We start from the raw sequence: 24168 nt of genomic DNA on the forward strand, positions 1-24168 counted from the left end.
CGGGACTATTAACTGACACTACTTAAAGTCCTAATAAAATGAAGTGCCCCCAAATAGTTAGACAAACATTGGGGGTCTTTTTATGTCCAAATATAGTCTTTTCAACTTTGGAGACTTTTACTAGGTGCTAATAAGCAGCCACCATAGGACTGTTTGGTACAAAAATAGCTAGGAACCCTCAAATTGGTCAGCAAATATTAGCCAGCCTGCCTTAGTTGAGTTAATTCGCAAATCTTTGATGGCTGTATATTCTTCTGAATAGTACCATTTTTGTGCTTGCTCTTTTGAGTCAAACTCGATGACGACTGTTACCTCTTTTGGATTACCTTCAACTATTTGGCTATCTATTGAAGCGACAAGTAAACGGCCTCAAAATTGAGTTGTTACTGCTGATGCTTTTTGAGGATAGTCAGCATAACCTTCTAGTTTAGTCGGGTCGATACTATAGTTTGTAATGACATAACATTTCATAATTATCTCTCTTCATGATTACCAAAATTAGTATTAATAATATACTTGGTCTTACCAAGATATTTCTGGCCCAGAAGGGACGATGCCATATGGATTGATATGTTTATGCGAAAAATAGTAATGCACTTTCATGTATTCTAAATCAATGGTTTCTCTGATTTTGGGAATGGCGACTAAATCCAGCATATATTTATATAGGTGCTCAAAAGATTTTAGTTGCTTCTTGTTTGCCTTAAAGTGCACTTCGTAGATAGCTTCAAAACGCACTAATGTTGGTAACAGAAATAAATCAGATAAGGTGATTTTTTCACCATGTAGGTATCGAGAATTTCCAAGTCTAGTGTTCAATTGCTCCAGTGCCTCAAATAGCACTTCACTGGCTGCATCATATGAAGACTGGTTAGTGGCAAATCCCACATGATAAACTTTTCTATTAACATGTTGGTGCAGCCAATCATTTAGGGATGTGATTTCACCTTTTAGATTATCGGGCACAAGCTCAATTGGATTCTTCGCTAGAGGCAACCAATTTGTGGCTAAATCCATTGCCATAGAAGATGAATCATCACTAACAATGGTATTTTTCTTCTTGTCCCACAGCACAGGCACAGTGACTCTGCCAGTGTAGTTCGAATTGGCTTTTTGATATAATTCCACCAAGCTGTGAGTGTCATTAATTTCATCTGGGTTTTCGCTATCAAATAACCAACCATCTTCATAGCGCTTTGCTGCAACAGATGACGTGGTAATCACATGGTCTAAGCCAAGTAAATTAATCACTAAATAAGGGCGGTGTGCAAACGGGCATGCATATGACATGTATAAGTGACATCTGTCAGCTTCTGCAACCTCTGGCAAGTGGAAGCTATCTTCTTCTGCTAGTTCATGTACATCTTTATTTGGATACCATATCCCTTTTTCTAAAACAGCCATAGGAACAACCTCACTAATTTATTTTAATTTGAAGTATTTACAAATTGCTTTAACTTGAACTAACTATAGCTGGCTTTATTTAGTGGATAAACATCGCTTCAGTGATATTATAATTTACTATAAGTAAACTATTGCATTCTTTTGTATTGTTGAGAGGCAAACATGGACAAATTAAGAGCTATCACTGTTTTTCGTCGTGTTATTGAATTGGGTAGCTTTAAAGCGGCTGCTGAAGATATGGGATTATCAAAGGCAGCTATCAGTAAAAATATCAATGAATTAGAGGACTACCTTAAAAGCCCTTTAATCAATCGCACTACCAGAAGAATGCACATCACTGACAATGGGCAACGCTATTACGATCATGTACGTACCATCTTGGATGACTTATCACATGCAGATTTATCTATCATTGAATCTTCACACCAACTCAGTGGCTTAATAAAAGTCAGTGTTCCTATGTCTATGGGAATCTTGAAATTAAACCCGGCAATATGTGAGTTTATGCAATTACATCCAGAAATTTCTATTGAAGTGATATTGAATGATCACTACGTAGATCTCGTAGAACAAGGTTTAGATGTTGCCATTCGTGGCGGAGGAGCGTTACAAAACTCTAGCCTCAAATCGCGAAAGCTGCTCGATATGAAACGTGTTCTATGCGCTTCTCCGAAGTATATTGAACAAGCCGGTGAGTTATTATCTCCAGACGACCTTAATCAACACAATTGTTTGATATATAGCCTATCATCATCTCCCAGACATTGGGTATTTCAGCAACATGATGAAAAGAAGGCAATCGATTTATTACCTGGCTCTTATGTGGTTAATAATGGTTTAGCGTTAAAACAGGCTATTATTTCAGGGCTTGGAATAACGCTTACACCTGAGATTTTTGTTGATAAAGAATTAAAATCAGGAGAATTGCTCAAGTTGTTACCTGAGTGGCAAACAGAATCACACGCACTTTATGCTATTTACCCTTATCACAAAGAGCAATCTCAAAAGGTGCGCACGTTTATTGATTTTCTAATCGACTACTTTGCTAAATAAAGTAGAGATCACTAGTCAGATAAATTAATCGCTTTTTTACTTCAAATGATCGAGGTGGCTAACGGCATCTCTTAATTTTTCATCTAGCTCTTCGTGTTTGAGTTTTTGCTTTTCACTATCAAAATTGTCAAAAAAGCTAGGGATCGACAAGCTGGCTTTAACTACTCCATCAAAGTAAGGGGCAGATTGAACCGCAGTCGCCAAGACACTTGAAGCGCCCATAGAGCCAGGAGAGGTAGCTAATAATACCATTGATTTCTTTTGGTAAACCTTTGGTTCAATACGCGAGCACCAATCAAAAATATTTTTATAAGCTACCGTGTAAGAGCCATTGTGTTCAGCAAAAGAAATAATAATGCCATCACTTTGTGCTATTTTTTCTATAAACGCTTTGGCTAGTTTGGGGTGACCCAATTCTTCTTCTTTGTCTTGCCCGTATAAGGGTAACTCATAATCATTTAGGTCTATTATTTCAACGTCTACTTTAGTTAATAAACTAGCGGCATACTCAGCTAATTGTTTATTAATAGACTTAGAGTGATTCGTTGCAGCAAAGGCAATAACTTTCATAGCATGCTCCTAATACGCATTTAAAATGAAAAGATAAGAAATAGTTATCACTAAATTGTAGCTGCACTATTGTAGTTATAAAGTTTTCTCGCTTTTTAGTGCTATTATTGAAATTGGTTTAGGTGAACCTTTAACTTCTCTATTATGTAACTGTAAAGTTATCGTCGCTGCAATGGATAGAAACATACCCGGATAGATAGCGTTGGGGAGAGTTTTCTCCTCAATTAACATTGTTAACAAAGCGACAAACACAGGACTTAAATAGATATAGGCCATAACTCTGGCAGGCCCTAATATTACCGTGGTTTTTTGAATGATAAAGGTAGAAGCAAGAGTCGCAAATAAAGCTAAATATGCCATGTGAAATAATAAATTCTTGTTCAGTAAATGCCATTGAAGTGGTTGTTCAAAAACAAAGAGTGCCAACAACATCCAAAATGCACCGCCTAGCAAGGTACAAAACACAACAACAATCATTTCATCTCCGCGGTAAAGTAACTTCATTGAAATAGAGAAACAAACCATTGAAACACAACCAAGTAGAAACAGTGCGTCGCCATTATTTAGAGAGAAAGCGAACAGCGCATTCAAATCACCTCTAAATATTACCCAGCATGTCCCCGCAATACCTAATAGGTATATAAGAAACATGTTTTTTGTGATTTTCTCTTTAAAAACAAAAAGGCTAAAAACGGCTGTCATAAAAGGCACCAGCGTATATAAGGTGCCAGTATTTAGAGCACTTGTTGTCTTTAACGCTTCAAACATGCAAATAAAAAAGATGGAAAAAAACAGACTCATCACTAGGCTTCTTGGCAATGCTTTACTAATTGCTTTTCTATTTTTTTCCTTCAATAAAATAAAGGGCGATAACACGAACGCTGCAATAGCAAACCGTAATAGTGTCAGCGAAAATGGATTAATAACACCTGACAACTTGGCCGATGATAGAAATGAGCCTGCAACTAAGAGAGTCACCAGTAATGATAGGAAATGGTATCTTAAGTTTTTCATAAGCAACCTTCTTTATATTTTGGTAATCGAACTGCTCACAAAGGAGCTTGATATATTCTTGAGGGGTAAATGTATATACATTCAGGTTGTGAATAAACATCACTTCAGTGGCTTTATAATCAACTGACAGTGAACTGTTTTAATTTAGAAGAGGTATCTAACTAGCCTATTACCTGTTGATGACCAATATTTTGGTTCAAACGCGATAGCACTCTTAATATGAATGTTTCTTATTTATTATTCTTTGGTTCGATTTTAGTTTTTTTGTTTACTGGAAGTAGACAGTAAGTTCACTGAGTTGATGTTTTTCTACTATTCTTTGTACCGTAGACTTAGCTTCGTTAATCAAGTTTAGACAGATGAAAATATTGAAATCTACCTGAGGAGAATGAGTCATGAAAAAATTACTTAATCTAGCGTTTATAACCGTATTATCCACTGTATCGGCAACTCAAAGTGTTGCAAATACAATTTCAACAGAAGGTCAGTTAACGCTTTCCTATAGCGATGGCAGAAAAGCAACAACGGGCGTAGACAAGATAAATACGGTATTAAAATCTGCTGGAGTACGCGTCAGTACCTTACCGTTGCCAAAAGAAGCCACACCAATACTTGAAGCATCAAAAACACGAGCAATTACTGAAGCTGAAAGCAAAAAGCTAATCTCTCTTTTCTCATTACACCGTGGACAATTTCTTGAGCAAATTGAACAGGCAGGCCGTAAACCTGAGATGCATAGAGGTGGTTTTTTATCAACCTCTGAAGTTGGCGTAGCACCGTACCCAAAAGTTTATGACATGAAAGCAATGACGCCAGAAGTGAAGGCATTTCTACAAGATAAATTTGGCAAACTTCATGTAAATAGCTCTGAAAGTGGCGTTGGCATTGATGAGGTTATGACCATTGTTTCCGGAGGCCCTTGGACTTGGTTTTTCTTACTACCAGACAATGTAATCGGTAAATTAACATTAGGTCACGTAAGCATTGGTGGACAAGCATGGCGCATTAGTTATCCTGGCTTAGTACCACATGGCGGCTATTTGGATTCAGAATACGGACTTGTAGTAGCTTACGCACATGGCCCTAAAAACTTCGTAATGCGATATGAAGATCCAAGTGTTCAAGGTGCAGATTTACTGGGAACTAACTCATGGATTGATTTTACGGGTAAGACGCCAAAGTTGTTAGACTAATGCTTATTAGTCGTTAAATGATAGCAATTTGAAACGACGTAATTGTTCAATTTAGGCACTGATTTTGAAAAGAGTCAGTGCCTAATTCAATGTTATTTCTACCCAATAATTTTTCTGCAATGTAGTAAAAATTAATATTATACGTAAGAGGTGTTATGTCTGTCATTGTCGGCAGAGTTGTAGCTTAATATTATCTTCTGCTTTTGGCAAACTTATAAATAGCTCTTAGTATTCTCATAGCCAAATTAGCATACGAAAGGTTGTGAGTTGCTAACAATTGATTGAGACGGATAGCAATTATATCTTTAGTGATATCTACAATGCGCTTATTTTTCCAATCACTAAGCACTCCATTTAAATACACTTCATAATGCCGATAGTTTCATTTCCTTGTGGAGCAATTCAATTATATGCATTTACACTACTCTAGACAGGCAAGTGTTCATTAAAATAAAGCGTTTGCAATTGGTTAGTGCAGACGTTTGCAGAAGAAAGTGGTTAAGTTAGTAGATTATTACTGTGTAGATAGGGAGAAGATGGTGCTCGCTGCGGGACTCGAACCTGCGACACCTTGCATGTCATGCAAGTACTCTAACCAACTGAGCTAAGCGAGCGTATCTTTTAATTGCGCGTTGAATGAATCAACGGCGCTATGTTATCCAGATGCGTAAATTGTTGCAAGTGCTTTTATGCACTAAGGACAATAAAATTAACCAACTGATTAATTCTTAAGCGATATTTTGTTGAATCGCTTGCGATCCTTTCGGTAAAATACCTAAGTCAGCACGTTTTTGAATTACTTTTAAACGCCATGCTAAGAAAATTGCTGCTGTGGTTAAGCCTGATATAAAGCCTATCCAAAAACCTGCAGGGCCCATTTGTGGCACTAGCCAATCGGTAAGTCCAAGAATAAGACCAAACGATAAGCCAACTACCCAATATGAAACAAAGGTAATGTATAAAATTGATTTAGTATCTTTATAGCCACGAAGTGCTCCAGCAGAAATTACTTGAATAAAATCTGAAAATTGGAATAGGGCGGCTAAGAACATCAGTTGTACGGCAAGCGCAATAACTTCTGACTCGTTCGTGTAAATCATGGCGATTTGTTCTCTAAATACGATAGTTATTGAAGCTGTACAAATAGCGATGATGAATCCAAGTACCATTGAATTTGCGCACATCTCTTTTGCTTGCTGCAGCTTGTTTTCACCAACTGCAGTACCTACCTTGATTGTTACCGCTAATGCAATTGACAAAGGCACCATGAATACCAAACCTGAAAAATTTAATGCAATTTGGTGGCTGGCAACTATTTGCGCACCAAATGGCGCTAATATAATAGCGACAACGGCAAATAATGACACTTCAAACAGTAGTGAAAGTGCGATAGGAACACCAAGTGCTAAAATAGTTTTTATTTCTTTTAAGTCAGGCAGGGATATAGCGTCAAACAGCTTGATTTGGGCAAGCTTTTTCGATGCTAATACATAAATAAGCATACCAATAAACATTGTCCAATAAACAATGGCTGTTGCTATACCGCAACCTGCACCGCCAAGCTCTGGGGCGCCAAATTCACCATAGATAAAGACATAATTGGCCGGGATGTTAATAATTAAACCGATAATAGAAATTATCATTGTTGGTTTGGTAAAACTAAACCCTTCAGCAAAATTCCTTAGTACTAGATATAAACAATACCCCGGACCACCCCAGACGATATAACTAAGGTATTCGATCATTAGGCGCTTTAATTCAGGCTCTAACTCAACGTGCTGTTCAACAGCAGGCACACCCGCATAAAAGCCGATGATTGTAAGGATTGATAAAGCTAATGCAATCCATGCTGTTTGAATGGTGGAGTGGGCTGCTTTATGTGATTGCTTAGAACCAGCAAACTGAGAAACAATGGCACTTAAGGCCATCACCACACCCGATATTGTTAAAATAATTGGTAACCAAATAGAGCTAGCAACTGCAACCGCTGCTAAATCGGTTGCGCTTACTCGACCTGCCATAACAGTATCTGCAAAACTCATTAAAGTTTGGATCAGCTGAGCAATTAAAATCGGGTAAGCCAATTTTAATAGATCTTTTGTATCGGTAAAAAATTTGTCTAGAGTCATACGAGTAAAGATCGGATAATGGAAAAAATTAAGATGTTAGAGATGATATATGTTTACAGGAATTGTGCAATCAACCGGCCAAGTTAAATCAATAAAAGTTGCAAATAATTTTAAACAGGTCGAAGTACTAGTGCCATTATCGTTAATTGATAATTTGGAAACTGGCGCAAGTGTTGCAAACAATGGTGTGTGTTTAACTGCAGTAGGTTTCAGCAAAGTTGGTGACAAAAGTGCACTTATTAGCTTCGATGTTATTGATGAAACGTTACGCGTTACTAATCTTGATTCGCTTGTAATCGGCAGTTTAGTTAACGTTGAGCGTTCTATGAAGGTCGGCGATGAAATCGGCGGTCATATTGTCTCTGGTCACATTCATACCATGGCAACATTAATAGAACGAGTCGACACAACGGACAATTGCCAACTAAAATTTGTAATAAACAGTTCTTGGAAGAAGTATATTTTTGCCAAAGGTTTTATTGCCGTGAATGGCGCAAGCTTAACATTAGGAGACGTAAGAACTTTAGGTAATGATGACTGTGAATTTAATTTACATCTGATCCCTGAAACGTTAGAACGCACTAATTTATCGGTATTGAAAATAGGCAATAAAGTAAATATTGAAGTTGATCAGCAAACTATGACAATAGTTGATTCAATTGAACGTATCATGGATGAACGATTAAATTCTGAGTAATTAGCTTTCTGAAATTCAACTCAGCTAACTTAATAAGTTAACTCGGCATCAGTTTTGACTATCAATATATAGGTAGGGGGCTCGAATGTTAGAGTAAACATTAATAATGGTCTCCCCCGTTTAACTGTAATTACTACTTTAATCAAAATACATCTATGCTCAATACAGAGGAGACATCATATTAGAGTCTAACAAATTAGGTTAGGCTAATATTACGATCATTAACGTTAATGTAACTATTGTTATTACGGCGAACTTTCCTTGCTTGTGTGTAGTAATAGAATTATTGGCTTTTTTCTCAGCACAATATTCTTGTGATAATGGGAAGTCGTTCAATGGAGTATAATTATCTTCGCACTTACGCTTCACTTCAACAGTTGTCATGTTTAATGTTCCTACAGTTTTAAAGATTAAAAATTTGGATTGATTACAGGGCGTCTTTTGTCATGTAATCTAAATAAGTTGGTCAAATTATAACCTTTGCAAAAGTTAATACTGTGTTAATTTGTGTTGACCTGTAACTCAACGTAACCATACCGCATAGTGAAATGAACATTTCTTTGCAGCGCCCATTTGATGCGAATGTTGTATGTTAAAAAATTTAAATATTTTATATTTTCATTATGTGGAACCCACACTTATCAATATGGACTAGGTACTTATATTCATCAAATTGGCATGTAATTATCTTGCCCAAGTTATGAATAAGTTGGAAGTTTAGATAAATATAAAGCAACCGTCGGTTAAGAATGTAACTAAAGCTCTATGTATTGAAGGGGGAATCAGGGGAATTATTTTATTTATTATAGGACCATGGCAGGCCTGCTTGCATGCAAGGGCCCCGGTAGCGATTCTTTCTATTTGGTATCCCTATATACGTGCAAGTTAATGTATTTTCTTTAATAAACTAACTCGTCATCGGCATCAACCATCAACTGAATTTTTTGATTGTAATCATCAATATGCATATTCATATGAATATCGTTACAACAGGCTGGACAAGATTCGTAGTAATTTTGGTCGCCTTGGGTGGTATCTATAGTGATATGTAAATGGTGCGCACAGTGCGGACATTCAATAGTTTTACGGCTTACATCTTGGGGCATAATTGCCTCCTGATAGTCTCTCTGTTGTTACTGTTAGTTCCTATAGTCTAGTATGGCTGTTATTGAATATTTTGCCTTGTTTTTGAGCATGGAATACGGGTTTTTTACAAACTAATTTGTAACCAAAGAAGTAAGTATTTGTATTTGCTATATAAAGGTATTTAGAGGTTTTGTTATTTGTTAATTGGCTTTAATTTTCTCAACTTATTAAAGCTGTTTTCCAACGACGTTAAGGCAAATTCATTACTTAACCAAGCGGGCAGGCTGCCAGCTGGATCAAAGCTGCCTCTATAGGTTACTTTAATATTGTTGTTATCTAACTTTTGAGCTTGCCAAATAACGTTAACTTTTTTTACGCGGGTTCTATTTTTGTTTTCAGGTAAATATTCATTGTATCCAGTGATATTTATTTGCAATAAGTCAGGTGTTTTTTCAATGACTTTTGACTTTACTAGCATTTCTCTAGATTGCACAGGACCAAAACTTTCAAACAAGGTTAATACCACAGCAGAGCCATCATCTAAGGTGGTAAGTAACTCACTTGAAATAACTTTGTCTAGCCACATGGGGGCAAATTCAGGGTTGGTTAGAATAGTAAAAAAATCATCAATGTTGCCGCCAATTTTAATTGAAGCGTTTATTTCGGTAAATTTTGAATTTTCAAGTTTTTGATATTCAATTAAAAAGTCTTTTTTTTGTAAATAGGTATGCCATTTAGCCTGACTTTGCTGGCTAAATATCAATACAAAAACGATAAAAAAAACATGTATGCTTTTTAACTTCAATTAAGCACTCCAAATTAACGTGTTATGAAGTAGAACAAAGATTGCAAAATAGGGCATTTTCACCTATATTGCTGCTTTTCTAAGAATGTTTATATTCTTACATACTTTCAACACATTGTACCAGTTGTAAAAATCAATATGTACAAGGTGTATTTTTAATTTAATACAAGTGACATTACGTAGGTGTCACCACTGTTGAGGAAATATTGTGCCAGTAATTACTCTCCCTGACGGCAGTCAGCGTAGCTTTGAAGAATCCGTTTCTGTAATGCAAGTAGCTTTAGATATAGGTCCTGGTTTGGCAAAAGCCACCATTGCCGGTCGTATCAATGGCAATTTAGTCGATGCTTGTGAGTTAATCACCGAAGATTCTACATTGCAGTTAATCACCAACAAAGACGCCGAAGGTTTAGAGATCATTCGCCATTCTTGTGCGCATTTATTAGGTCACGCAATTAAGCAATTATACCCTAATGTTAAAATGGCTATTGGCCCGACTATTGAAAACGGCTTTTACTATGACATCGATTTAGACGAAAAACTAAATGACGATGACTTAGAGAAACTTTCAAAACGTATGACAGAGCTGGCTCGTACGGGTTATGAAGTTGTTAAGAAAACTGGCTCTTGGCAAGATGCGTATGATGCATTTACCGAGCGCGGTGAAACTTACAAATTAGAAATCCTTGATGAAAACATCGACGTAACCGATACCCCTGCGCTATACCATCATCAAGAATACGTTGATATGTGTAGAGGCCCACATGTACCTAGCATGCGCCATTGTCATCACTTTAAACTGATGAACGTTGCTGGTGCATATTGGCGCGGTAACTCTGACAATAAAATGTTGCAACGTATATACGGTACAGCTTGGGCAGATAAAAAGCAGCTTAAAGCTTACATTCAACGTTTAGCTGAAGCTGAAAAGCGTGATCACCGCAAAATTGGTAAAACATTAGATTTATTCCACTGGCAAGAAGAAGCACCGGGCATGGTGTTTTGGCATAACGATGGTTGGACTATTTATACTGAGCTAGAAAAGTTTGTTCGTGAAAAACTTCATGAATATGATTACGACGAAGTTAAAGCGCCAATGATGATGGACAGAAGCCTTTGGGAAAAGTCAGGCCACTGGGATAAATACGCAGATGCGATGTTTACTACCGAGTCTGAAAAGCGTGAATACGCGATTAAACCAATGAACTGCCCAGGCCACGTCCAAATATTTAACCAAGGGTTAAAATCGTACCGTGACTTACCACTTCGCATAGCTGAGTTTGGTTGTTGTCATCGTAACGAACCATCGGGTTCATTACATGGCTTAATGCGCGTGCGCGGTTTTACCCAAGATGATGCCCATATTTTCTGTACTGAAGATCAAGTACAAGCGGAAGTAACCAAGTGTATTGATATGGTATACGATGTTTACGGCTCATTTGGCTTTGAAGACATCGTGGTTAAATTATCTACACGTCCAGAAAACCGCATAGGCTCAGATGATGTTTGGGATAAAGCTGAACAAGGTTTAGCAAAAGCATTAACTGATGCCAATATTCAATTTGAATATTTACCAGGTGAAGGTGCTTTCTATGGCCCTAAAATTGAGTTCACTCTAATGGACTGTTTAGGTCGCGCTTGGCAGTGTGGTACCGTACAATTAGACTTTGCTTTACCTGAGCGTTTAGGCGCAACTTATGTAGGTGAAGACAACGAAAGATACACGCCGGTGATGATCCATAGAGCAATTTTAGGTTCGTTAGAACGTTTTATTGGTATTTTGATTGAAGAATTTACCGGTAAGTTCCCAACGTGGTTATCACCGATTCAGGTTACGGTGATGAATATTACTGATAAACATGGCGAATATTGTAGTCAAGTTGTAAAAAAATTGAAAGAAAGTGGCTTTAGAGCGAAAGTAGACTTGCGTAATGAGAAGATAGGCTTTAAAATCCGCGAGCATACTTTGAAACGTGTTCCTTATTTGCTCGTAGTGGGTGATCAGGAAATGGAAGCAGGCGAAATTGCTGTTAGAACACGTTCAGGTGAAGATTTAGGAAAATTGTCTGTGGATGATTTCATCGCTAAACTTAGCGAAGAAGTGAAAACACGGGCGTAATAATTAGTTCTCTAGGAGGAACAGGCTATTAAAGGTGGTCAAAGAGGCGGTCAAAAAGAACCGCAACATAAACTGAATGAATTAATCACAGCTGAAGAAATTCGTTTAGTTGGTCTGGAAGGCGAGCCATTAGGCATTGTTTCATTAAATGAAGCATTAGATGCTGCTGATACAGCGGGTGTTGATCTTGTAGAGATCAGCCCAACGGCCAAACCACCAGTTTGTCGTGTAATGGATTACGGTAAGTTCTTATACGAGAAGTCGAAAGAACTTAAAGAACAACGTAAGAAGCAAAAACAGATCCAGGTTAAGGAAATTAAATTCCGTCCTGGCACTGATGAAGGCGATTATCAGGTTAAATTACGTAACCTGAGACGCTTTTTAGAAGGTGGCGACAAGGCTAAGGTTACATTGCGTTTCCGTGGCCGAGAAATGGCCCATCAAGAGTTAGGTATAGACCTTTTAAATCGTGTTAAAAAAGATTTAGAAGACCTGGCTGTTTGTGAGTCTTTCCCTCGTAGAGTGGAAGGCAGACAAATGATAATGGTGCTTGCCCCAATCAAAAGATAATTTTTGGTCTTTAAAGTAATTAGGCCTTTTGTGAAAACTTAAGGCTTTTTTCACCATCGTTATCTTTTTATCAAACTTTTGCAGTTTGATAAACTAACCGGTAGCTGAGGCTCAACAAGTGGTATCTTTTTAAGAAACCCGCCCCTAGTTACTTAATATTTGGCATTAACGTGGAGTTTTCCCATGCCTAAAATGAAGTCAAACAAAGGTGCTGCAAAGCGCTTTAAAAAAACCGCTTCTGGTGGTTTTAAATTTAAACAAGCCGGTCTTCGTCACATCTTAACTAAGAGACGTACCAAAGTTAAGCGTCATTTACGTGCAAAAAGTATGGTTGCTAAGTCTGATATTAAATCAGTTGTAGCAATGTTACCTTACGCTTAATCATAGGAGATATAGACAATGGCTAGAGTAAAACGCGGTGTTCAAGCACGCGCACGTCACAAAAAAGTTCTTAAGCAAGCGAAAGGTTATTACGGAGCACGTTCACGTGTTTATCGTGTTGCTTTCCAAGCTGTAACCAAAGCAGGTCAATACGCTTACCGCGATCGTCGTCAACGTAAACGTCAATTCCGTCAACTTTGGATTGCTCGTATTAACGCGGCAGCTCGTCAAAATGGTTTATCTTACAGCCGTTTCATTTGTGGTCTTAAAAACGCTTCAATTGAAATCGATCGTAAGATCCTAGCTGACATCGCAGTATACGATAAAGCGGCTTTCTCTGTTCTAGTACAAAAAGCACAAGCTTCTTTGTAATTTTACAGAAAAAACTTTTGAAAAGGACGCCTCGGCGTCCTTTTCTCTTTCTTAACAAAGAAAAATACTATATAAATAATACCCTCAAAAATTTAAATTGCGTAAGTGTTTTTAAATGGACCGCAGAGTTAACGGCCAACCATTTCGAACGGATAAACATTTCGAGCGAATAACCATTTCCTGAACTTGTTTCAGGATCTAAAGAATATTTAGGCAATCTCCTTAGTACTTAGTTCTTTAACAAAGCACGTAATTACTAAACGATTTTTGAAACTGACCCTGGCCATCCTGAACTTATTTCAGGATCTAATTATGCCGGGCTTATAACTGATAAAATATTTCGAGAAAACAAACATGACAATTGCTAATAAAGTTTTAGCTGTAAACAACGATTTACCAATTAGAACAGATAAGCCAGTACACAGTGGTAAAGTAAGAAGCGTATATTGGTTAACAGCCGATGATTCTCGTCGTTTAATCAAAGAGAAGGGTTATAATGTCGCTGCAGACACGCCATTAGCAATTATGGTAATTAGTGATCGTATCTCTGCTTTTGACTGTATATGGCATGGTGAAGGCGGTATGAAGGGCGTTCCTGGTAAAGGCGCTGCACTAAACGCTATTTCAAACCATTGGTTCAAGTTATTTAAAGACAATGGTTTAGCTGATAGCCATATTCTTGACATTCCACACCCCTTTGTATGGATAGTACAAAAGGCCAAACCGGTAATGATTGAAGCAATCTGTCGTCAATACATTACAGGCTCAATGTGGCGCTCTTACGTTAAAGGCGAACGCGAATTTTGTGGTATCCAACTACCTGAAGGCTTAGAAAAAGACACTAAATTACCTGAGCTTTTACAAACGCCTTCAACCAAAGGCATTTTAGAAGGCATTCCGGGTGTACCAGCACAAGATGATGTAAACATCACTCGTAAGAACATTGAAGATAACTTTGCAGCGTTTAACTTTAAAGCTGCAGCTGATATCACGCTTTATGAAAAACTGCTCAAAGAGGGTTTTGACTTAATCAGTGGTGAGCTGGCTAAGCTTGATCAAATATTTATTGATACTAAATTTGAATTTGGTTACGTAACTGACGCATCAGGTAATGACAAACTAATTTACATGGATGAAGTAGGTACACCGGATTCATCACGGATTTGGGATGGCAGCGAATATCGCAATGGTAAAGTAGTTGAGAACTCGAAAGAAGGTTTCCGCCAATTACTTCTCAACCACTTTCCAGACTCAGATATTCTTTTAAATAAGGATCGTATGAGTGAGCGTGAAGCATTAGCACGCGACAATGCTTTACCTGAATCTGTATTAATGGCTGTGTCAGATACCTACACCGGCATTGCAGAAAAAATTACTGGTGAGAAGGTTGTTATTTCTGATGATCCAAAGGCGGAAGTGGTTGAAATTCTGCGCAATGAATATAATTTGATTGATTAAGCTATATTCATCGCAAACAAAAAGAGCTTCTATTGAAGCTCTTTTTTTTGAAATTTTTAATGTATAAGCTTGTAGCCTAATCCCTTAAATACTGGTTATATTTACCGACAACTTTAGTAATTGCCCGGGTTGTAGGTATTTACTGCGCTTTAAATTATTCCATTTTTCAATATCAGCAATTCTAACATTAAACTTATTTGCAATGCGCGCTAATGAATCGCCCGAGCGTACCTTGTAATTAATGTTACGCATAATATTACTGCTGGTCGAAGCCGTTTGTGATGCTTTGCCCGGAGCTGCCTTACCAGTCCATATTGTTAGTTTTTGCCCTAGACGCAACATGTCTCTTGGCGCCATAGCATTCCATTTAGCGATACTTTTTTCAGAAACTTTGTATTTACGGCCAATGTCCCAAAGCGTGTCACCTCTTGTTACTGTATGAGTAATTTTATTACCACTACCTTTTCTGGTAAGTTTAGATACACGAATTTCTTCATAAGATTTATAACGATCAAGTGATTGTGTTGCTGTTGGGATCAAAAGGTACTTACCAGCTCTAATACTATTATTTTTTAGGCTGTTCGCTTCTTTAACAACTGTGATAGTTGTATTAAAGCGGTTGGCAATAACACTTAAACTGTCGCCTTCACGTATTTTATAACGTTGCCAAGATAACCGGTCTTTTTCCTCAAGCTTGCTTAAGCCAAGTTTAAATTGATCAACTTTATTATTAGGAATCAATAATTGATGAGGACCATTCGGCGCAGTTGCCCAGCGGTTAAAGCCAGGGTTTAAGGCGTGTAGCTCGTCTATAGTTAAACCCGATAAATCAGCAGCTAAGGCTAAGTCTAATTGTGAACCTATATCTATAGAGCTGATCACCGGTTGATTATCAATGGCGTATAGAGTGATGCCAAAATCACTAGGGCGCTTTACTAAATCAGCTAAAGCCAATAGTTTTGGCACATAGTCCCGAGTTTCTTTTGGTAATTTTAAATTCCAAAAGTCAGTTGGCTTACCTTTGCGAGCGTTATCTTTAACTGCTCTGGCAACCCGACCTTCACCTGAATTATAGGCTGCTAATGCTAATAACCAGTCGCCATCAAATCGTTTGTTTAAATAACGTAAAAACTTTATTGCCGCTTGAGTTGATGCCGCAACATCGCGGCGACCGTCATACCACCAGTCTTGTTTTAAGCCAAATTGTTTACCTGTACCAGATAAAAATTGCCACATACCTGAGGCACTGCCATGTGAATAAGCAAATGGGTCGTAGGCACTTTCTACAATAGGTAATAGCACCAATTCCATCGGCATATTATGCTTTTCCAGTTCTTCGACAATATGATGAATGAACGGCTCTGAGCGTTTAGCTACTCGGTCTAAATAGCTCTGATGTTTAGCATACCAATTACGTTGTGCGATCACTTTGCTATTTTGTGGAATGTCAAAATGAAGCTGACTACGAACTCTATCCCAAACATTATCTGAAATAGTCAATTTATCTTTATCGGTAAGAGTTATTTCAACATCATCTTTAGGGTGAATAACTTGTGCCGTTTCATCAGCAAGTAACGCTTCATAGATATCTATTGTGTGGGCTGTATTAGCGGGTAATTCATTACTACTCACAACATTTTGCGGATTGAAGTTTTGACAGCCAACCAACATGGTTAGCGATAAAGGTAATATAATTTTCTTCATGAATGCTCTTTTGTTTTCATTAATAACGCGTATTTACTACTAAGTCAGGTAAATTATAATTATGTTTGAATGCAGCGTTATTTTTTATTTATTTTATTTTATTTAAGTTTAGTACAGTTAAAAGTTATCTTTTAATGTTCTGATCATAGCAAAAACATCGACAGCAGATTGTAATTTTTGCTCACTTTTTTGTTGTGCAGTATTTATCACTTCTTCGCCGTTACTGCGTAAAAAAGGGTTTATCTGTTTTTCCAAGCCAATTGAGGTAGGGATAGTAGATATATTTTGCTCTCTTAGTGTTACTACTTTGTTAAAGTAGTGGTTCAGTTGACCATTGTTTGGCTCGATAGTTCGAGCAAAGTTTAAATTTGCTAAGGTGTACTCATGTGCGCAATAAGCTTTAGTTGAATCGGGCAGTGCTGCTAACTTAGATAACGAGTTGTGCATTTGCGCGGCAGTACCTTCAAATAAACGACCGCACCCCCCTGAAAATAATGTGTCTCCACAAAATAATATATCATCACTGTAATATGCGATATGACCAGAAGTATGACCGGGAAGGTCAATAATAGAAAAGTTAAGGCTATTATCGAATAATGACACCCGATCACCTTCAACTAATTTAACATCAAGGTATTTAATGTTTTCAGAAGCGGGACCATAAATTGTTAATGGCCAGCCTTGTTGTTTAGCAAAATCAATAAGGGCAGGTAAGCCACCTACATGATCATGATGATGATGAGTGATCAATATAGAAGTTAATGTTAAATTATTTTTCTTTATAAATTCAATACATACGCTAGCATCGCCAGGATCGACTAAACTACAGTTTGTACTTGCGTGGTTGGTGATACACCATATATAGTTATCTGAAAATGCATTAATTGCAGTAACTTGAGTCATAATCATTCCATCTTGAACTTTAACTAAGTATAACTGGTGTTTAATGATATTAGAATTGTCTAGCTTGTATTTATCTCGTCATTAAGGATATTTATTTTAATGAAACCGGCATTAGCGTTTGACAGCCCGAAAAAACCAAAACAATGGCGTGATTTACCAAATGGCGAGTTAATTGTGCAATGTATTGAACAAAATTTAATGCCATGGTGGCCAAGGTTCTTTGGTTATCATTTGCTTAAACTGGGTATTTTAAGTGGTGCAGTAAATTCAGAACAATCGATGATTAAGCATCAGGTGATTGTTGGTGAAGCAAATGCTAATGCGCAAGTAGTAGCTGAAATAGATGACTTACCGTTTTTAGAACACAGTGTTGATGCATGCTTACTTACCCAGAGCCTGGAGTTTGCAGTCGATCCACATCATATACTTAGAGAAGCCGACAGGGTACTGATCCCAAATGGTCATTTAATCATCTCCGGCTTTAATCCAATAAGCCTTGCCGGTTTAAATCAGTTGATTCCATTTCGGCGTCAAGAGCTACCCTGGCGAGGTCGATTCTTCACCCCTATGCGAGTCAAAGATTGGTTAAACCTTTTAGGTTATGAAGTAATTGAAGATAGGCGTTTTCTTTATTCAACCCTTCATTCAGTAATAAACCCGGAAAACTGGTGGCATAAACTTTGGCAAAAATTTGCCAAAAATTATCTGCCTTCCTTTGGTTCTGTGTATTTAATTATCGCCAAAAAGCGCGTTCACCCGCTAACGCCAATAAGACCTAAATGGCAAATAAGACCTAAATTTAACCCTGTTAAAGTCACCACGTTTGGTCCTAGTAACTTTAAACCGGATTCTTTTGAACCTAGCAAACCACGAGAATAAAATATAATTCATGGAGCAGCAGTCGTTATTTCTTTGTTTAGATTTTGGCAGTCAATCGGTTAGAACCGCAATTATTAACAGTGCAGGCACGGTGATAGTTGCCGAGCAATTGTTAAATTCTAACTATTTAGAGCCAGAGCAAGGACAGGTTGAACAAACACCACAATGGTTTTATCAACAGTGTGCTATTTGTTGCCAAAATTTGCTAGAGCAAGCAAAAATTAAAGAAGTAGACTTAACTGCGCTTTGTGGAATAGGGATCACCACTATGCGTAATACCATCATTAACCTAAATATTGACGGTGTGCCCCTGCGTAATGCTATTGTTTGGAGTGATAAACGTAAAGCGCGCATAACCCCTAAACTGCCTTGGTATTGGCGCTTTGTTTTTACCCTTGTCAGTATTATTAAACCAGTAAACAAAACCATTAAAGAACTACAGCAGAGCGCATTTATAAACTATATTGCTGAATATGAACCCAAGGTGTGGCAGCAGACTGAACATTTGTTATTGTTATCTGGTTATTTGCATTTTAAATTTACCAATAAATTAGTTGATAGCAGCGCCAATATCATTAGTCATCTACCTTTTGATTTTAAACATGGGCAATGGCGTAAAAGTAATTCCTGGCAATTTAATGCCATAGCGGTCAAGCCAAACTGGCTACCTAAACTTGTCGTACCCGGAACTGAAATAGGGCAATTAAGCCAAGCTTGTCAACACGATTTTAAATTACCCAAAACATTACCTGTAATTGCTATGGCAGCTGATAAAGCTTGTGAAATACTAGGTTCGGGCTGTTATAAGTCGGGACAATTACATATAAGCTTAGGAACTGCTGTTAGCATTACAATGCTAAGTAGAAAATTTAAAGGTCCTAAAGTTCTTTATCCTGCCTACCCATCATTAATAAATGGCTTGTATATTACCGAAGTAATGCTGCCTTTTGGGCTTTCCTTACTCACAGAGTTTATTAATAAAAATAAAGCACAGTTAGACTTTTTAAGTTTGAACAAAGTAAAGCACCATTGTGTTGAACAACTGATAGAAGTATATGTAGAGGCGAATAACATAAAAAGTGATGGGCTTGTGTTTGATATGGAGCGTATAACCGATGTTAAACATCTGTCGTTAGGCTTTATTGGCTTAGGCCAACATAGTGTATTTCAGCAATATGTTGCTATCATGGAAGCAATCACTTTAGGCATTAATCAATCAATATCGCGTTTGGTAAAACGAATGCAGCAATCGGTGAGTAGTGTAGTAGTGTCAGGTGGCGGTGCTAATTCTGATCGGCTTTTACAGGCCATTGCTAATAAATCTAAAATAACCGTGTTAAAATCAACCGCTATTGAGGCAGGTATTCTAGGGGTAGCAATTAAACTCGCATTAAGCCAAAACGTATATGGCAGCCATGAACAAGCGATAAACGCTATGCTCAAACCACCGATAACAATTAAGCCAAATAATTAGTATTTACCCACCTGAATTCAGGTTAACTACATTCAATGATAGAATTGAATGGATTTATCAAATTTAATAAAAGAAATATTATGCAAAGACTCCAATTTCAACAATTACTTAACGATCTTCTGCAACCTGACAGGATCAAAGATTACTGTCCTAATGGTTTGCAAGTACAAGGTAATGACAAAATTTCTAAAATAATTACCGGGGTAACAGCTTCACAAGCTTTATTAGATGCAGCAGTAGCAAAAGGTGCTGATACCATCATTGTTCATCATGGTTATTTTTGGAAAAATGAAGAGTATTGTTTAACGGGAATGAAATACAACCGTATTAAAACCTTGCTTGATAACAACATTAATTTGTTTGCTTATCATTTGCCGTTAGACATTCATGAAGAGCTGGGGAACAACGTTCAACTTGCCAAATTACTGAATATTAATGTTACTGGACCTTTAGAGTTAGGAAATCCCGTGTCGGTGAGTATTCAAGGAGAGTTGCAGCAAGAAACAACCGGTGAAGAATTAAATGCGTTGATTTCATCTAAATTGAATCGTCAGTCGTTGCATATTTCCGCAGGCTCTAATAAACCAATTAAAACAGTTGCTTGGTGTACAGGTGGTGGCCAAGGATATATAGAGTTAGCAGCGCAGCAGGGCATTGATGCATTTATTACCGGTGAAGTATCTGAACAAACCACTCATGTTGCCAAGGAAATGGATATTCATTTTTTTGCTGCCGGACATCATGCTACTGAACGTTATGGCGCTAAGGCATTAGCTGAATATTTAGCGGCTAGTCATAATTTTGATGTAGAATTTGTCGATATCGACAATCCTGTTTAGGTTTAAATCTAGAAACGAGAAACGAGAAACGAGAAACGAGAAACGAAGAGCGATATTCCCCCTTAACTTGTGAAGTTCTACAGCTAGTGCATTTTAATCCACTGCTCTAGCTGGAGGGATCAATATTTACAGTCTTGTCCTGCTTGCTCCCTTTATTTTGGTAATTTAGTGGAAAGCATTGCTGCTGTTGCGACAAATAGTGTTGAGATCCATAAACACATTTGCAGGCCATAGTTTTGGTATACCCAACCTGATAATACCGTACCTAATAGTCTACCCATGGCATTGGCCATATAATAAAAACCCACATCCAGAGATACCCCATCTTTGCTAGCAAAGCTTACAATTAAATAGCTGTGTAATGATGAGTTAATCGCAAATATAGCGCCGAATACTAAAAGGCCAGCTATAACTGCTATTTTGATTTGATAGTCAAAATGCAGTGCAACAGCAATAATCATCGGAATAATGGCTAAATAACAAGCCCACTTTAACGCAGTTTGACCGGAAGGAACTTTACCTTGCTTTTTCCCGGTAAAATGTGGTGCTACTGATTGCACAACCCCATAACCAATGACCCAGCAAGCCATAAAACCGCCAACCCACCAGTGATCCCAGGCAAAAGTGACGGCTAGAAATACTGGCAAGGCGACAACAAACCAAACATCACGAGCACCAAATAAAAATAACCGCGCAGCTGAGAGAATATTGATCGCCGGACTTTTAGAAAATAAGTCTTTAAATTTAGGTTTATTTTGCGCTTTACCTAGATCTTGTTTTAGTGCGTACAAACTAAATAACCAGACCAGGGTAAGCAGTACCAGCATAATGACAATAGCACCGCGAAATTCAAACAAGGTCAATAACAAGCCACCTAAAAAGAAACCAACTCCTTTTAAGGTGTTTTTTGAACCGGTTAAAATGGCTACCCATTGATACAGCTTACTTTCTGCATCATCAGGTACCAATAGTTTAATCGAACTTTTGGCACTCATTTTGTTCAAATCTTTGGCAATACCTGATAAAGCTTGGGCCACCATAACATAAACGATAGTCAGTAATTCTGCCGGTACCGTAAGCATGAAAAGCGCAATTATCTGTATGCCCAAGCCAATATTCATGGTTTTATTGAGACCAAGCCTAGCGCCGAGCCAGCCACCAATTAAGTTGGTGATCACGCCGAATATTTCATAAAACAAAAACAGCATGGCAATATTAAGCGGGCTGTACCCCAATTGATGAAAATACAACACCACCAACATGCGCAGGGCGCCATCGGTTAAAGTAAAAGCCCAGTAATTACCGGTAATAACCAAGTACTGTTTTATTTGCGGTGAAATTTTGTCACATAGCTGACTGAAAGAGCGCAAATTAATTATTCCTGATCTTGCATACCAACTATACGAGCTAATTCAGCGGTTCTATTTGCATAACCCCATTCATTGTCATACCAGACATAAAGCTTCACTTGAGTAGAGTTAACTACCATGGTTGAAAGTGCATCAATAATACTTGAGCGTGGATCTGTTTTATAATCGATTGATACTAAAGGACGTTCTTCAAAGCCCATAATACCGTTTAGCTCATTTTCTGCGGCAGCTTTAAATAAGTTGTTAACTTCTTCAACCGTAGTGCCTCGTTCTACTTCAAACACACAATCGGTAATAGAAGCATTTGCTAGCGGAACACGAATAGCATGCCCATTTAGCTTACCTGACAATTCAGGAAAAATGTGGGTGATTGCGGTAGCTGAGCCGGTAGTTGTGGGAATTAAACTCATGCCACAAGCACGAGCACGGCGAAGATCTTTGTGGGGGGCATCTAAAATTGTTTGGGTATTGGTAATGTCATGAATGGTGGTCATTGAACCGTGCTTAATACCGATTTTTTCATGTAGAACTTTTACTACTGGCGCTAAACAATTAGTAGTACATGAAGCTGCGGTAACAATAGGGTGCAGCTCTTTTTCATAAAGATGCTCATTCACGCCTAATACGATATTTAGTACGCCATCTTCTTTCACCGGTGCGGTAACAACTACTCGTTTTACCCCTTGTTTTAAATATGGTTGTAATAAAGCTTTGGTTTTAATTTTACCGGATGCCTCTATTACAACATCACAATCTGACCAGTTGGTATCTTCTATCGCACTGTTTTGAGAACATGTAATAGTATTTCCATTGATCAACATATTGTTGTCTTGATGGGTCGCTTCATGATGCCAACGGCCGTGAACTGAGTCGAACGTCATTAAATGCGCAAGCGTTTTTGCATCTCCTGCTGGGTCATTAATGTGAACAATTTCAACTTCAGCCATATCAAATGCAGCGCGCATTGATAATCGGCCCATTCGGCCAAAACCATTAATACCAATTTTAATTGTCATGTTATTTCCTAAATGTTTTTGAAGTTAATCACAGCAGCTTTTTAAGCGTTCGGGTCGATCGCCCATTGCAATTAAGTTGTTTAAATTAAGTTGTAAAAATTCTGAGTTAGCTGATGAGGTTTGATTGATAATTTGTTTTGCCCAATCCGGTAAGTGGGGATTTATTCGGTAATAAACCCATTGACTCTGTTTTCTGTCAACCAATATCCCAGACTTTTTAAGCTGGGCCAAATGGCGGGATATTTTAGGCTGACTATCTTCCAGAGCAACCATTAATTCGCATACACATAGCTCTTCTTCTAAGTTAATTAGCATCAAGCTTTTGATACGGGTTTCATCTGCAAGGCTCTTAAATAGTTGGGTAGGAGTCATTTTAATCACTCATCTTTAATATCTGAAAATCATTATATATGAAATTTCATATGTAGAAAGCAATAAATAAAATTGTTTACATAAAAGCTTTAAAAGGCTCGTCAACTGGCGTGTTAGCCAAGTGGTTGGTGTAATTACTCATTATTTTTTGTGAGATCCCCAAAACTATCTCTAACAGTTGCTGTTTACCATAACCAGCGTCGAAAAAGTTCTCTAATTCAATTGTAGATAACTCGCCACGATTTCTAACCATAGCTAATGTCGTAATTCGCAAAGTCTCAAGTTTGTTATTATCTAATGGCGTGCTATTAAGCAACGAGGCTATTATCGCTTTATCAACTTCCATCATATGAGCAATCGCAGTATGGGCCGGAATACAATAATGACAATTATGCTCAATATTTATGGTTTGCCAAACAACAGTTAACTCTTCATTGTTAAAGGAAGTACTTTGAAACAAATTATGGGCTTGCTGATAGCTGTTAAGTAATTGCGGACATTCGGCCATTACTGCATGTAAGTTTGGCAGCATACCAAATGATTTAATTGAATTTTCAAGTAGAGGCTTAGCATCAGTTGGTGCAGTATCAAGGCTATAAAGAGTAAACTTGAGCATAATAATCTCCAATAAACTAAGTGATAATTTAAGTTTAATAGATAAACCTTATTAATGTTAACGAACATTAAATAAGCAATATTCCACAGAGCTAGTAACCATTCTAAAAAATAGAATGGTTACTGAAATTTTTTCCGCTTTTAT

The 24168-nt window shown here is 37.6% G+C and carries 24 protein-coding genes, 1 tRNA gene and 1 pseudogene; 11 read left to right on the plus strand and 15 right to left on the minus strand.

Annotation, left to right across the window (positions count from 1 at the left end):
• Positions 1-168 precede the first annotated feature (168 nt).
• A pseudogene (locus RI844_RS20260) lies at positions 169-357 on the minus strand (DUF1330 domain-containing protein); the annotation flags it as partial.
• Between the two features lie 165 nt (positions 358-522).
• Complete coding sequence (locus tag RI844_RS03090; protein ID WP_348397011.1) at positions 523-1404, minus strand: glutathione S-transferase C-terminal domain-containing protein; 882 nt, start codon at positions 1402-1404, stop codon at positions 523-525.
• Between the two features lie 162 nt (positions 1405-1566).
• Between RI844_RS03090 and RI844_RS03095 the strand changes: the two genes are divergently transcribed.
• A complete protein-coding gene (locus RI844_RS03095) occupies positions 1567-2457 on the plus strand; it encodes a LysR family transcriptional regulator (RefSeq protein ID WP_348397012.1) in 891 nt (296 codons plus the stop codon).
• 36 nt (positions 2458-2493) lie between these two features.
• Here the strand turns inward: RI844_RS03095 and RI844_RS03100 are convergent, their stop codons facing one another.
• Entirely contained in the window at positions 2494-3027 is a 534-nt protein-coding gene (locus RI844_RS03100) for an NADPH-dependent FMN reductase (protein WP_348397013.1), read from the minus strand.
• 75 nt (positions 3028-3102) lie between these two features.
• A complete protein-coding gene (locus RI844_RS03105; protein ID WP_348397014.1) occupies positions 3103-4041 on the minus strand; it encodes a DMT family transporter in 939 nt (312 codons plus the stop codon).
• Positions 4042-4436: 395 nt separating this feature from the next.
• On the opposite strand from RI844_RS03105, the gene RI844_RS03110 reads away from it, so the two are divergent.
• On the plus strand, positions 4437-5234 hold the full coding sequence (locus tag RI844_RS03110) for a hypothetical protein (RefSeq protein ID WP_348397015.1): 798 nt from the start codon (positions 4437-4439) through the stop codon (positions 5232-5234).
• 537 nt (positions 5235-5771) lie between these two features.
• On the opposite strand, the gene RI844_RS03115 is transcribed toward RI844_RS03110, so the two are convergent.
• Both RI844_RS03115 and RI844_RS03120 read right to left on the minus strand, forming a co-directional pair.
• Positions 5772-5848 (minus strand) — tRNA-Val (locus RI844_RS03115).
• A gap of 114 nt (positions 5849-5962) precedes the next feature.
• Positions 5963-7363 carry an MATE family efflux transporter gene (locus RI844_RS03120; RefSeq protein ID WP_348397016.1) on the minus strand — a complete coding sequence of 467 codons (1401 nt, stop codon included), beginning with the start codon at positions 7361-7363 and terminating at the stop codon, positions 5963-5965.
• A 49-nt stretch (positions 7364-7412) separates the two neighbouring features.
• Between RI844_RS03120 and RI844_RS03125 the strand changes: the two genes are divergently transcribed.
• Positions 7413-8060 carry a riboflavin synthase subunit alpha gene (locus tag RI844_RS03125; RefSeq protein WP_348397017.1) on the plus strand — a complete coding sequence of 216 codons (648 nt, stop codon included), beginning with the start codon at positions 7413-7415 and terminating at the stop codon, positions 8058-8060.
• Between the two features lie 201 nt (positions 8061-8261).
• Here RI844_RS03125 and RI844_RS03130 read toward each other — a convergent pair whose 3' ends face one another.
• The 3 genes from RI844_RS03130 to RI844_RS03140 form a co-directional block, all read right to left on the minus strand.
• The gene (locus RI844_RS03130) at positions 8262-8444 is read right to left on the minus strand and encodes a hypothetical protein (RefSeq protein ID WP_348397018.1); all 183 of its coding nucleotides are present in this window, start codon (positions 8442-8444) and stop codon (positions 8262-8264) included.
• Between the two features lie 515 nt (positions 8445-8959).
• Positions 8960-9166 carry a CPXCG motif-containing cysteine-rich protein gene (locus RI844_RS03135; RefSeq protein ID WP_348397019.1) on the minus strand — a complete coding sequence of 69 codons (207 nt, stop codon included), beginning with the start codon at positions 9164-9166 and terminating at the stop codon, positions 8960-8962.
• A 173-nt stretch (positions 9167-9339) separates the two neighbouring features.
• Complete coding sequence (locus RI844_RS03140) at positions 9340-9951, minus strand: START domain-containing protein (protein ID WP_348397020.1); 612 nt, start codon at positions 9949-9951, stop codon at positions 9340-9342.
• A gap of 208 nt (positions 9952-10159) precedes the next feature.
• On the opposite strand from RI844_RS03140, the gene thrS reads away from it, so the two are divergent.
• From thrS to RI844_RS03165, 5 genes are all read left to right on the plus strand, one after another.
• The gene (gene thrS / locus RI844_RS03145; RefSeq protein WP_348397021.1) at positions 10160-12070 is read left to right on the plus strand and encodes a threonine--tRNA ligase; all 1911 of its coding nucleotides are present in this window, start codon (positions 10160-10162) and stop codon (positions 12068-12070) included.
• A gap of 27 nt (positions 12071-12097) precedes the next feature.
• Positions 12098-12640: a translation initiation factor IF-3 gene (infC, locus tag RI844_RS03150; RefSeq protein WP_348393392.1), complete on the plus strand. Its 543-nt coding sequence runs from the start codon at positions 12098-12100 to the stop codon at positions 12638-12640.
• A 183-nt stretch (positions 12641-12823) separates the two neighbouring features.
• Positions 12824-13021: a 50S ribosomal protein L35 gene (gene rpmI, locus RI844_RS03155; protein ID WP_348393179.1), complete on the plus strand. Its 198-nt coding sequence runs from the start codon at positions 12824-12826 to the stop codon at positions 13019-13021.
• An 18-nt stretch (positions 13022-13039) separates the two neighbouring features.
• The gene (gene rplT / locus RI844_RS03160; protein WP_348397022.1) at positions 13040-13393 is read left to right on the plus strand and encodes a 50S ribosomal protein L20; all 354 of its coding nucleotides are present in this window, start codon (positions 13040-13042) and stop codon (positions 13391-13393) included.
• A gap of 354 nt (positions 13394-13747) precedes the next feature.
• Positions 13748-14851: a phosphoribosylaminoimidazolesuccinocarboxamide synthase gene (locus tag RI844_RS03165; RefSeq protein ID WP_348397023.1), complete on the plus strand. Its 1104-nt coding sequence runs from the start codon at positions 13748-13750 to the stop codon at positions 14849-14851.
• Between the two features lie 84 nt (positions 14852-14935).
• On the opposite strand, the gene RI844_RS03170 is transcribed toward RI844_RS03165, so the two are convergent.
• Together RI844_RS03170 and gloB are read right to left on the minus strand one after the other, a co-directional pair.
• Positions 14936-16555 carry a LysM peptidoglycan-binding domain-containing protein gene (locus RI844_RS03170; RefSeq protein ID WP_348397024.1) on the minus strand — a complete coding sequence of 540 codons (1620 nt, stop codon included), beginning with the start codon at positions 16553-16555 and terminating at the stop codon, positions 14936-14938.
• 117 nt (positions 16556-16672) lie between these two features.
• Complete coding sequence (gloB, locus tag RI844_RS03175; protein ID WP_348397025.1) at positions 16673-17458, minus strand: hydroxyacylglutathione hydrolase; 786 nt, start codon at positions 17456-17458, stop codon at positions 16673-16675.
• A 99-nt stretch (positions 17459-17557) separates the two neighbouring features.
• Between gloB and RI844_RS03180 the strand changes: the two genes are divergently transcribed.
• From RI844_RS03180 to RI844_RS03190, 3 genes are all read left to right on the plus strand, one after another.
• Positions 17558-18337 carry a class I SAM-dependent methyltransferase gene (locus tag RI844_RS03180; protein ID WP_348397026.1) on the plus strand — a complete coding sequence of 260 codons (780 nt, stop codon included), beginning with the start codon at positions 17558-17560 and terminating at the stop codon, positions 18335-18337.
• Positions 18338-18347: 10 nt separating this feature from the next.
• Positions 18348-19811: an FGGY family carbohydrate kinase gene (locus tag RI844_RS03185; RefSeq protein WP_348397027.1), complete on the plus strand. Its 1464-nt coding sequence runs from the start codon at positions 18348-18350 to the stop codon at positions 19809-19811.
• An 80-nt stretch (positions 19812-19891) separates the two neighbouring features.
• Positions 19892-20650, plus strand: a complete 759-nt coding sequence (locus tag RI844_RS03190; RefSeq protein WP_348397028.1) for a Nif3-like dinuclear metal center hexameric protein — start codon at positions 19892-19894, stop codon at positions 20648-20650.
• Between the two features lie 152 nt (positions 20651-20802).
• On the opposite strand, the gene arsJ is transcribed toward RI844_RS03190, so the two are convergent.
• From arsJ to RI844_RS03210, 4 genes are all read right to left on the minus strand, one after another.
• On the minus strand, positions 20803-22020 hold the full coding sequence (arsJ, locus tag RI844_RS03195; RefSeq protein ID WP_348397029.1) for an organoarsenical effux MFS transporter ArsJ: 1218 nt from the start codon (positions 22018-22020) through the stop codon (positions 20803-20805).
• Positions 22021-22025: 5 nt separating this feature from the next.
• Positions 22026-23036 (minus strand): ArsJ-associated glyceraldehyde-3-phosphate dehydrogenase, encoded by a 1011-nt coding sequence (locus RI844_RS03200; protein WP_348397030.1) that lies wholly within the window; start codon positions 23034-23036, stop codon positions 22026-22028.
• A 24-nt stretch (positions 23037-23060) separates the two neighbouring features.
• On the minus strand, positions 23061-23408 hold the full coding sequence (locus tag RI844_RS03205) for a metalloregulator ArsR/SmtB family transcription factor (protein ID WP_348397031.1): 348 nt from the start codon (positions 23406-23408) through the stop codon (positions 23061-23063).
• A 76-nt stretch (positions 23409-23484) separates the two neighbouring features.
• Positions 23485-24024: a carboxymuconolactone decarboxylase family protein gene (locus RI844_RS03210; protein WP_348397032.1), complete on the minus strand. Its 540-nt coding sequence runs from the start codon at positions 24022-24024 to the stop codon at positions 23485-23487.
• Positions 24025-24168: the final 144 nt, after the last annotated feature.

The organism is Thalassotalea fonticola (assembly GCF_032911225.1).
GTDB classification, from domain to species: domain Bacteria; phylum Pseudomonadota; class Gammaproteobacteria; order Enterobacterales; family Alteromonadaceae; genus Thalassotalea_A; species Thalassotalea_A fonticola.

Excerpts from the sequence above, each read along its gene's own strand:
- RI844_RS03090 (WP_348397011.1), bottom strand. The coding sequence starts at position 1,404 with ATGGCTGTTTTAGAAAAAGGGATATGGTATCCAAATAAAGATGTACAT.
- RI844_RS03095 (WP_348397012.1), top strand. The coding sequence starts at position 1,567 with ATGGACAAATTAAGAGCTATCACTGTTTTTCGTCGTGTTATTGAATTG.
- RI844_RS03100 (WP_348397013.1), bottom strand. The coding sequence starts at position 3,027 with ATGAAAGTTATTGCCTTTGCTGCAACGAATCACTCTAAGTCTATTAAT.
- RI844_RS03105 (WP_348397014.1), bottom strand. The coding sequence starts at position 4,041 with ATGAAAAACTTAAGATACCATTTCCTATCATTACTGGTGACTCTCTTA.
- RI844_RS03110 (WP_348397015.1), top strand. The coding sequence starts at position 4,437 with ATGAAAAAATTACTTAATCTAGCGTTTATAACCGTATTATCCACTGTA.
- RI844_RS03120 (WP_348397016.1), bottom strand. The coding sequence starts at position 7,363 with ATGACTCTAGACAAATTTTTTACCGATACAAAAGATCTATTAAAATTG.
- RI844_RS03125 (WP_348397017.1), top strand. The coding sequence starts at position 7,413 with ATGTTTACAGGAATTGTGCAATCAACCGGCCAAGTTAAATCAATAAAA.
- RI844_RS03130 (WP_348397018.1), bottom strand. The coding sequence starts at position 8,444 with ATGACAACTGTTGAAGTGAAGCGTAAGTGCGAAGATAATTATACTCCA.
- RI844_RS03135 (WP_348397019.1), bottom strand. The coding sequence starts at position 9,166 with ATGCCCCAAGATGTAAGCCGTAAAACTATTGAATGTCCGCACTGTGCG.
- rpmI (WP_348393179.1), top strand. The coding sequence starts at position 12,824 with ATGCCTAAAATGAAGTCAAACAAAGGTGCTGCAAAGCGCTTTAAAAAA.
- rplT (WP_348397022.1), top strand. The coding sequence starts at position 13,040 with ATGGCTAGAGTAAAACGCGGTGTTCAAGCACGCGCACGTCACAAAAAA.
- RI844_RS03165 (WP_348397023.1), top strand. The coding sequence starts at position 13,748 with ATGACAATTGCTAATAAAGTTTTAGCTGTAAACAACGATTTACCAATT.
- RI844_RS03170 (WP_348397024.1), bottom strand. The coding sequence starts at position 16,555 with ATGAAGAAAATTATATTACCTTTATCGCTAACCATGTTGGTTGGCTGT.
- gloB (WP_348397025.1), bottom strand. The coding sequence starts at position 17,458 with ATGACTCAAGTTACTGCAATTAATGCATTTTCAGATAACTATATATGG.
- RI844_RS03180 (WP_348397026.1), top strand. The coding sequence starts at position 17,558 with ATGAAACCGGCATTAGCGTTTGACAGCCCGAAAAAACCAAAACAATGG.
- RI844_RS03185 (WP_348397027.1), top strand. The coding sequence starts at position 18,348 with ATGGAGCAGCAGTCGTTATTTCTTTGTTTAGATTTTGGCAGTCAATCG.
- RI844_RS03190 (WP_348397028.1), top strand. The coding sequence starts at position 19,892 with ATGCAAAGACTCCAATTTCAACAATTACTTAACGATCTTCTGCAACCT.
- RI844_RS03200 (WP_348397030.1), bottom strand. The coding sequence starts at position 23,036 with ATGACAATTAAAATTGGTATTAATGGTTTTGGCCGAATGGGCCGATTA.
- RI844_RS03205 (WP_348397031.1), bottom strand. The coding sequence starts at position 23,408 with ATGACTCCTACCCAACTATTTAAGAGCCTTGCAGATGAAACCCGTATC.
- RI844_RS03210 (WP_348397032.1), bottom strand. The coding sequence starts at position 24,024 with ATGCTCAAGTTTACTCTTTATAGCCTTGATACTGCACCAACTGATGCT.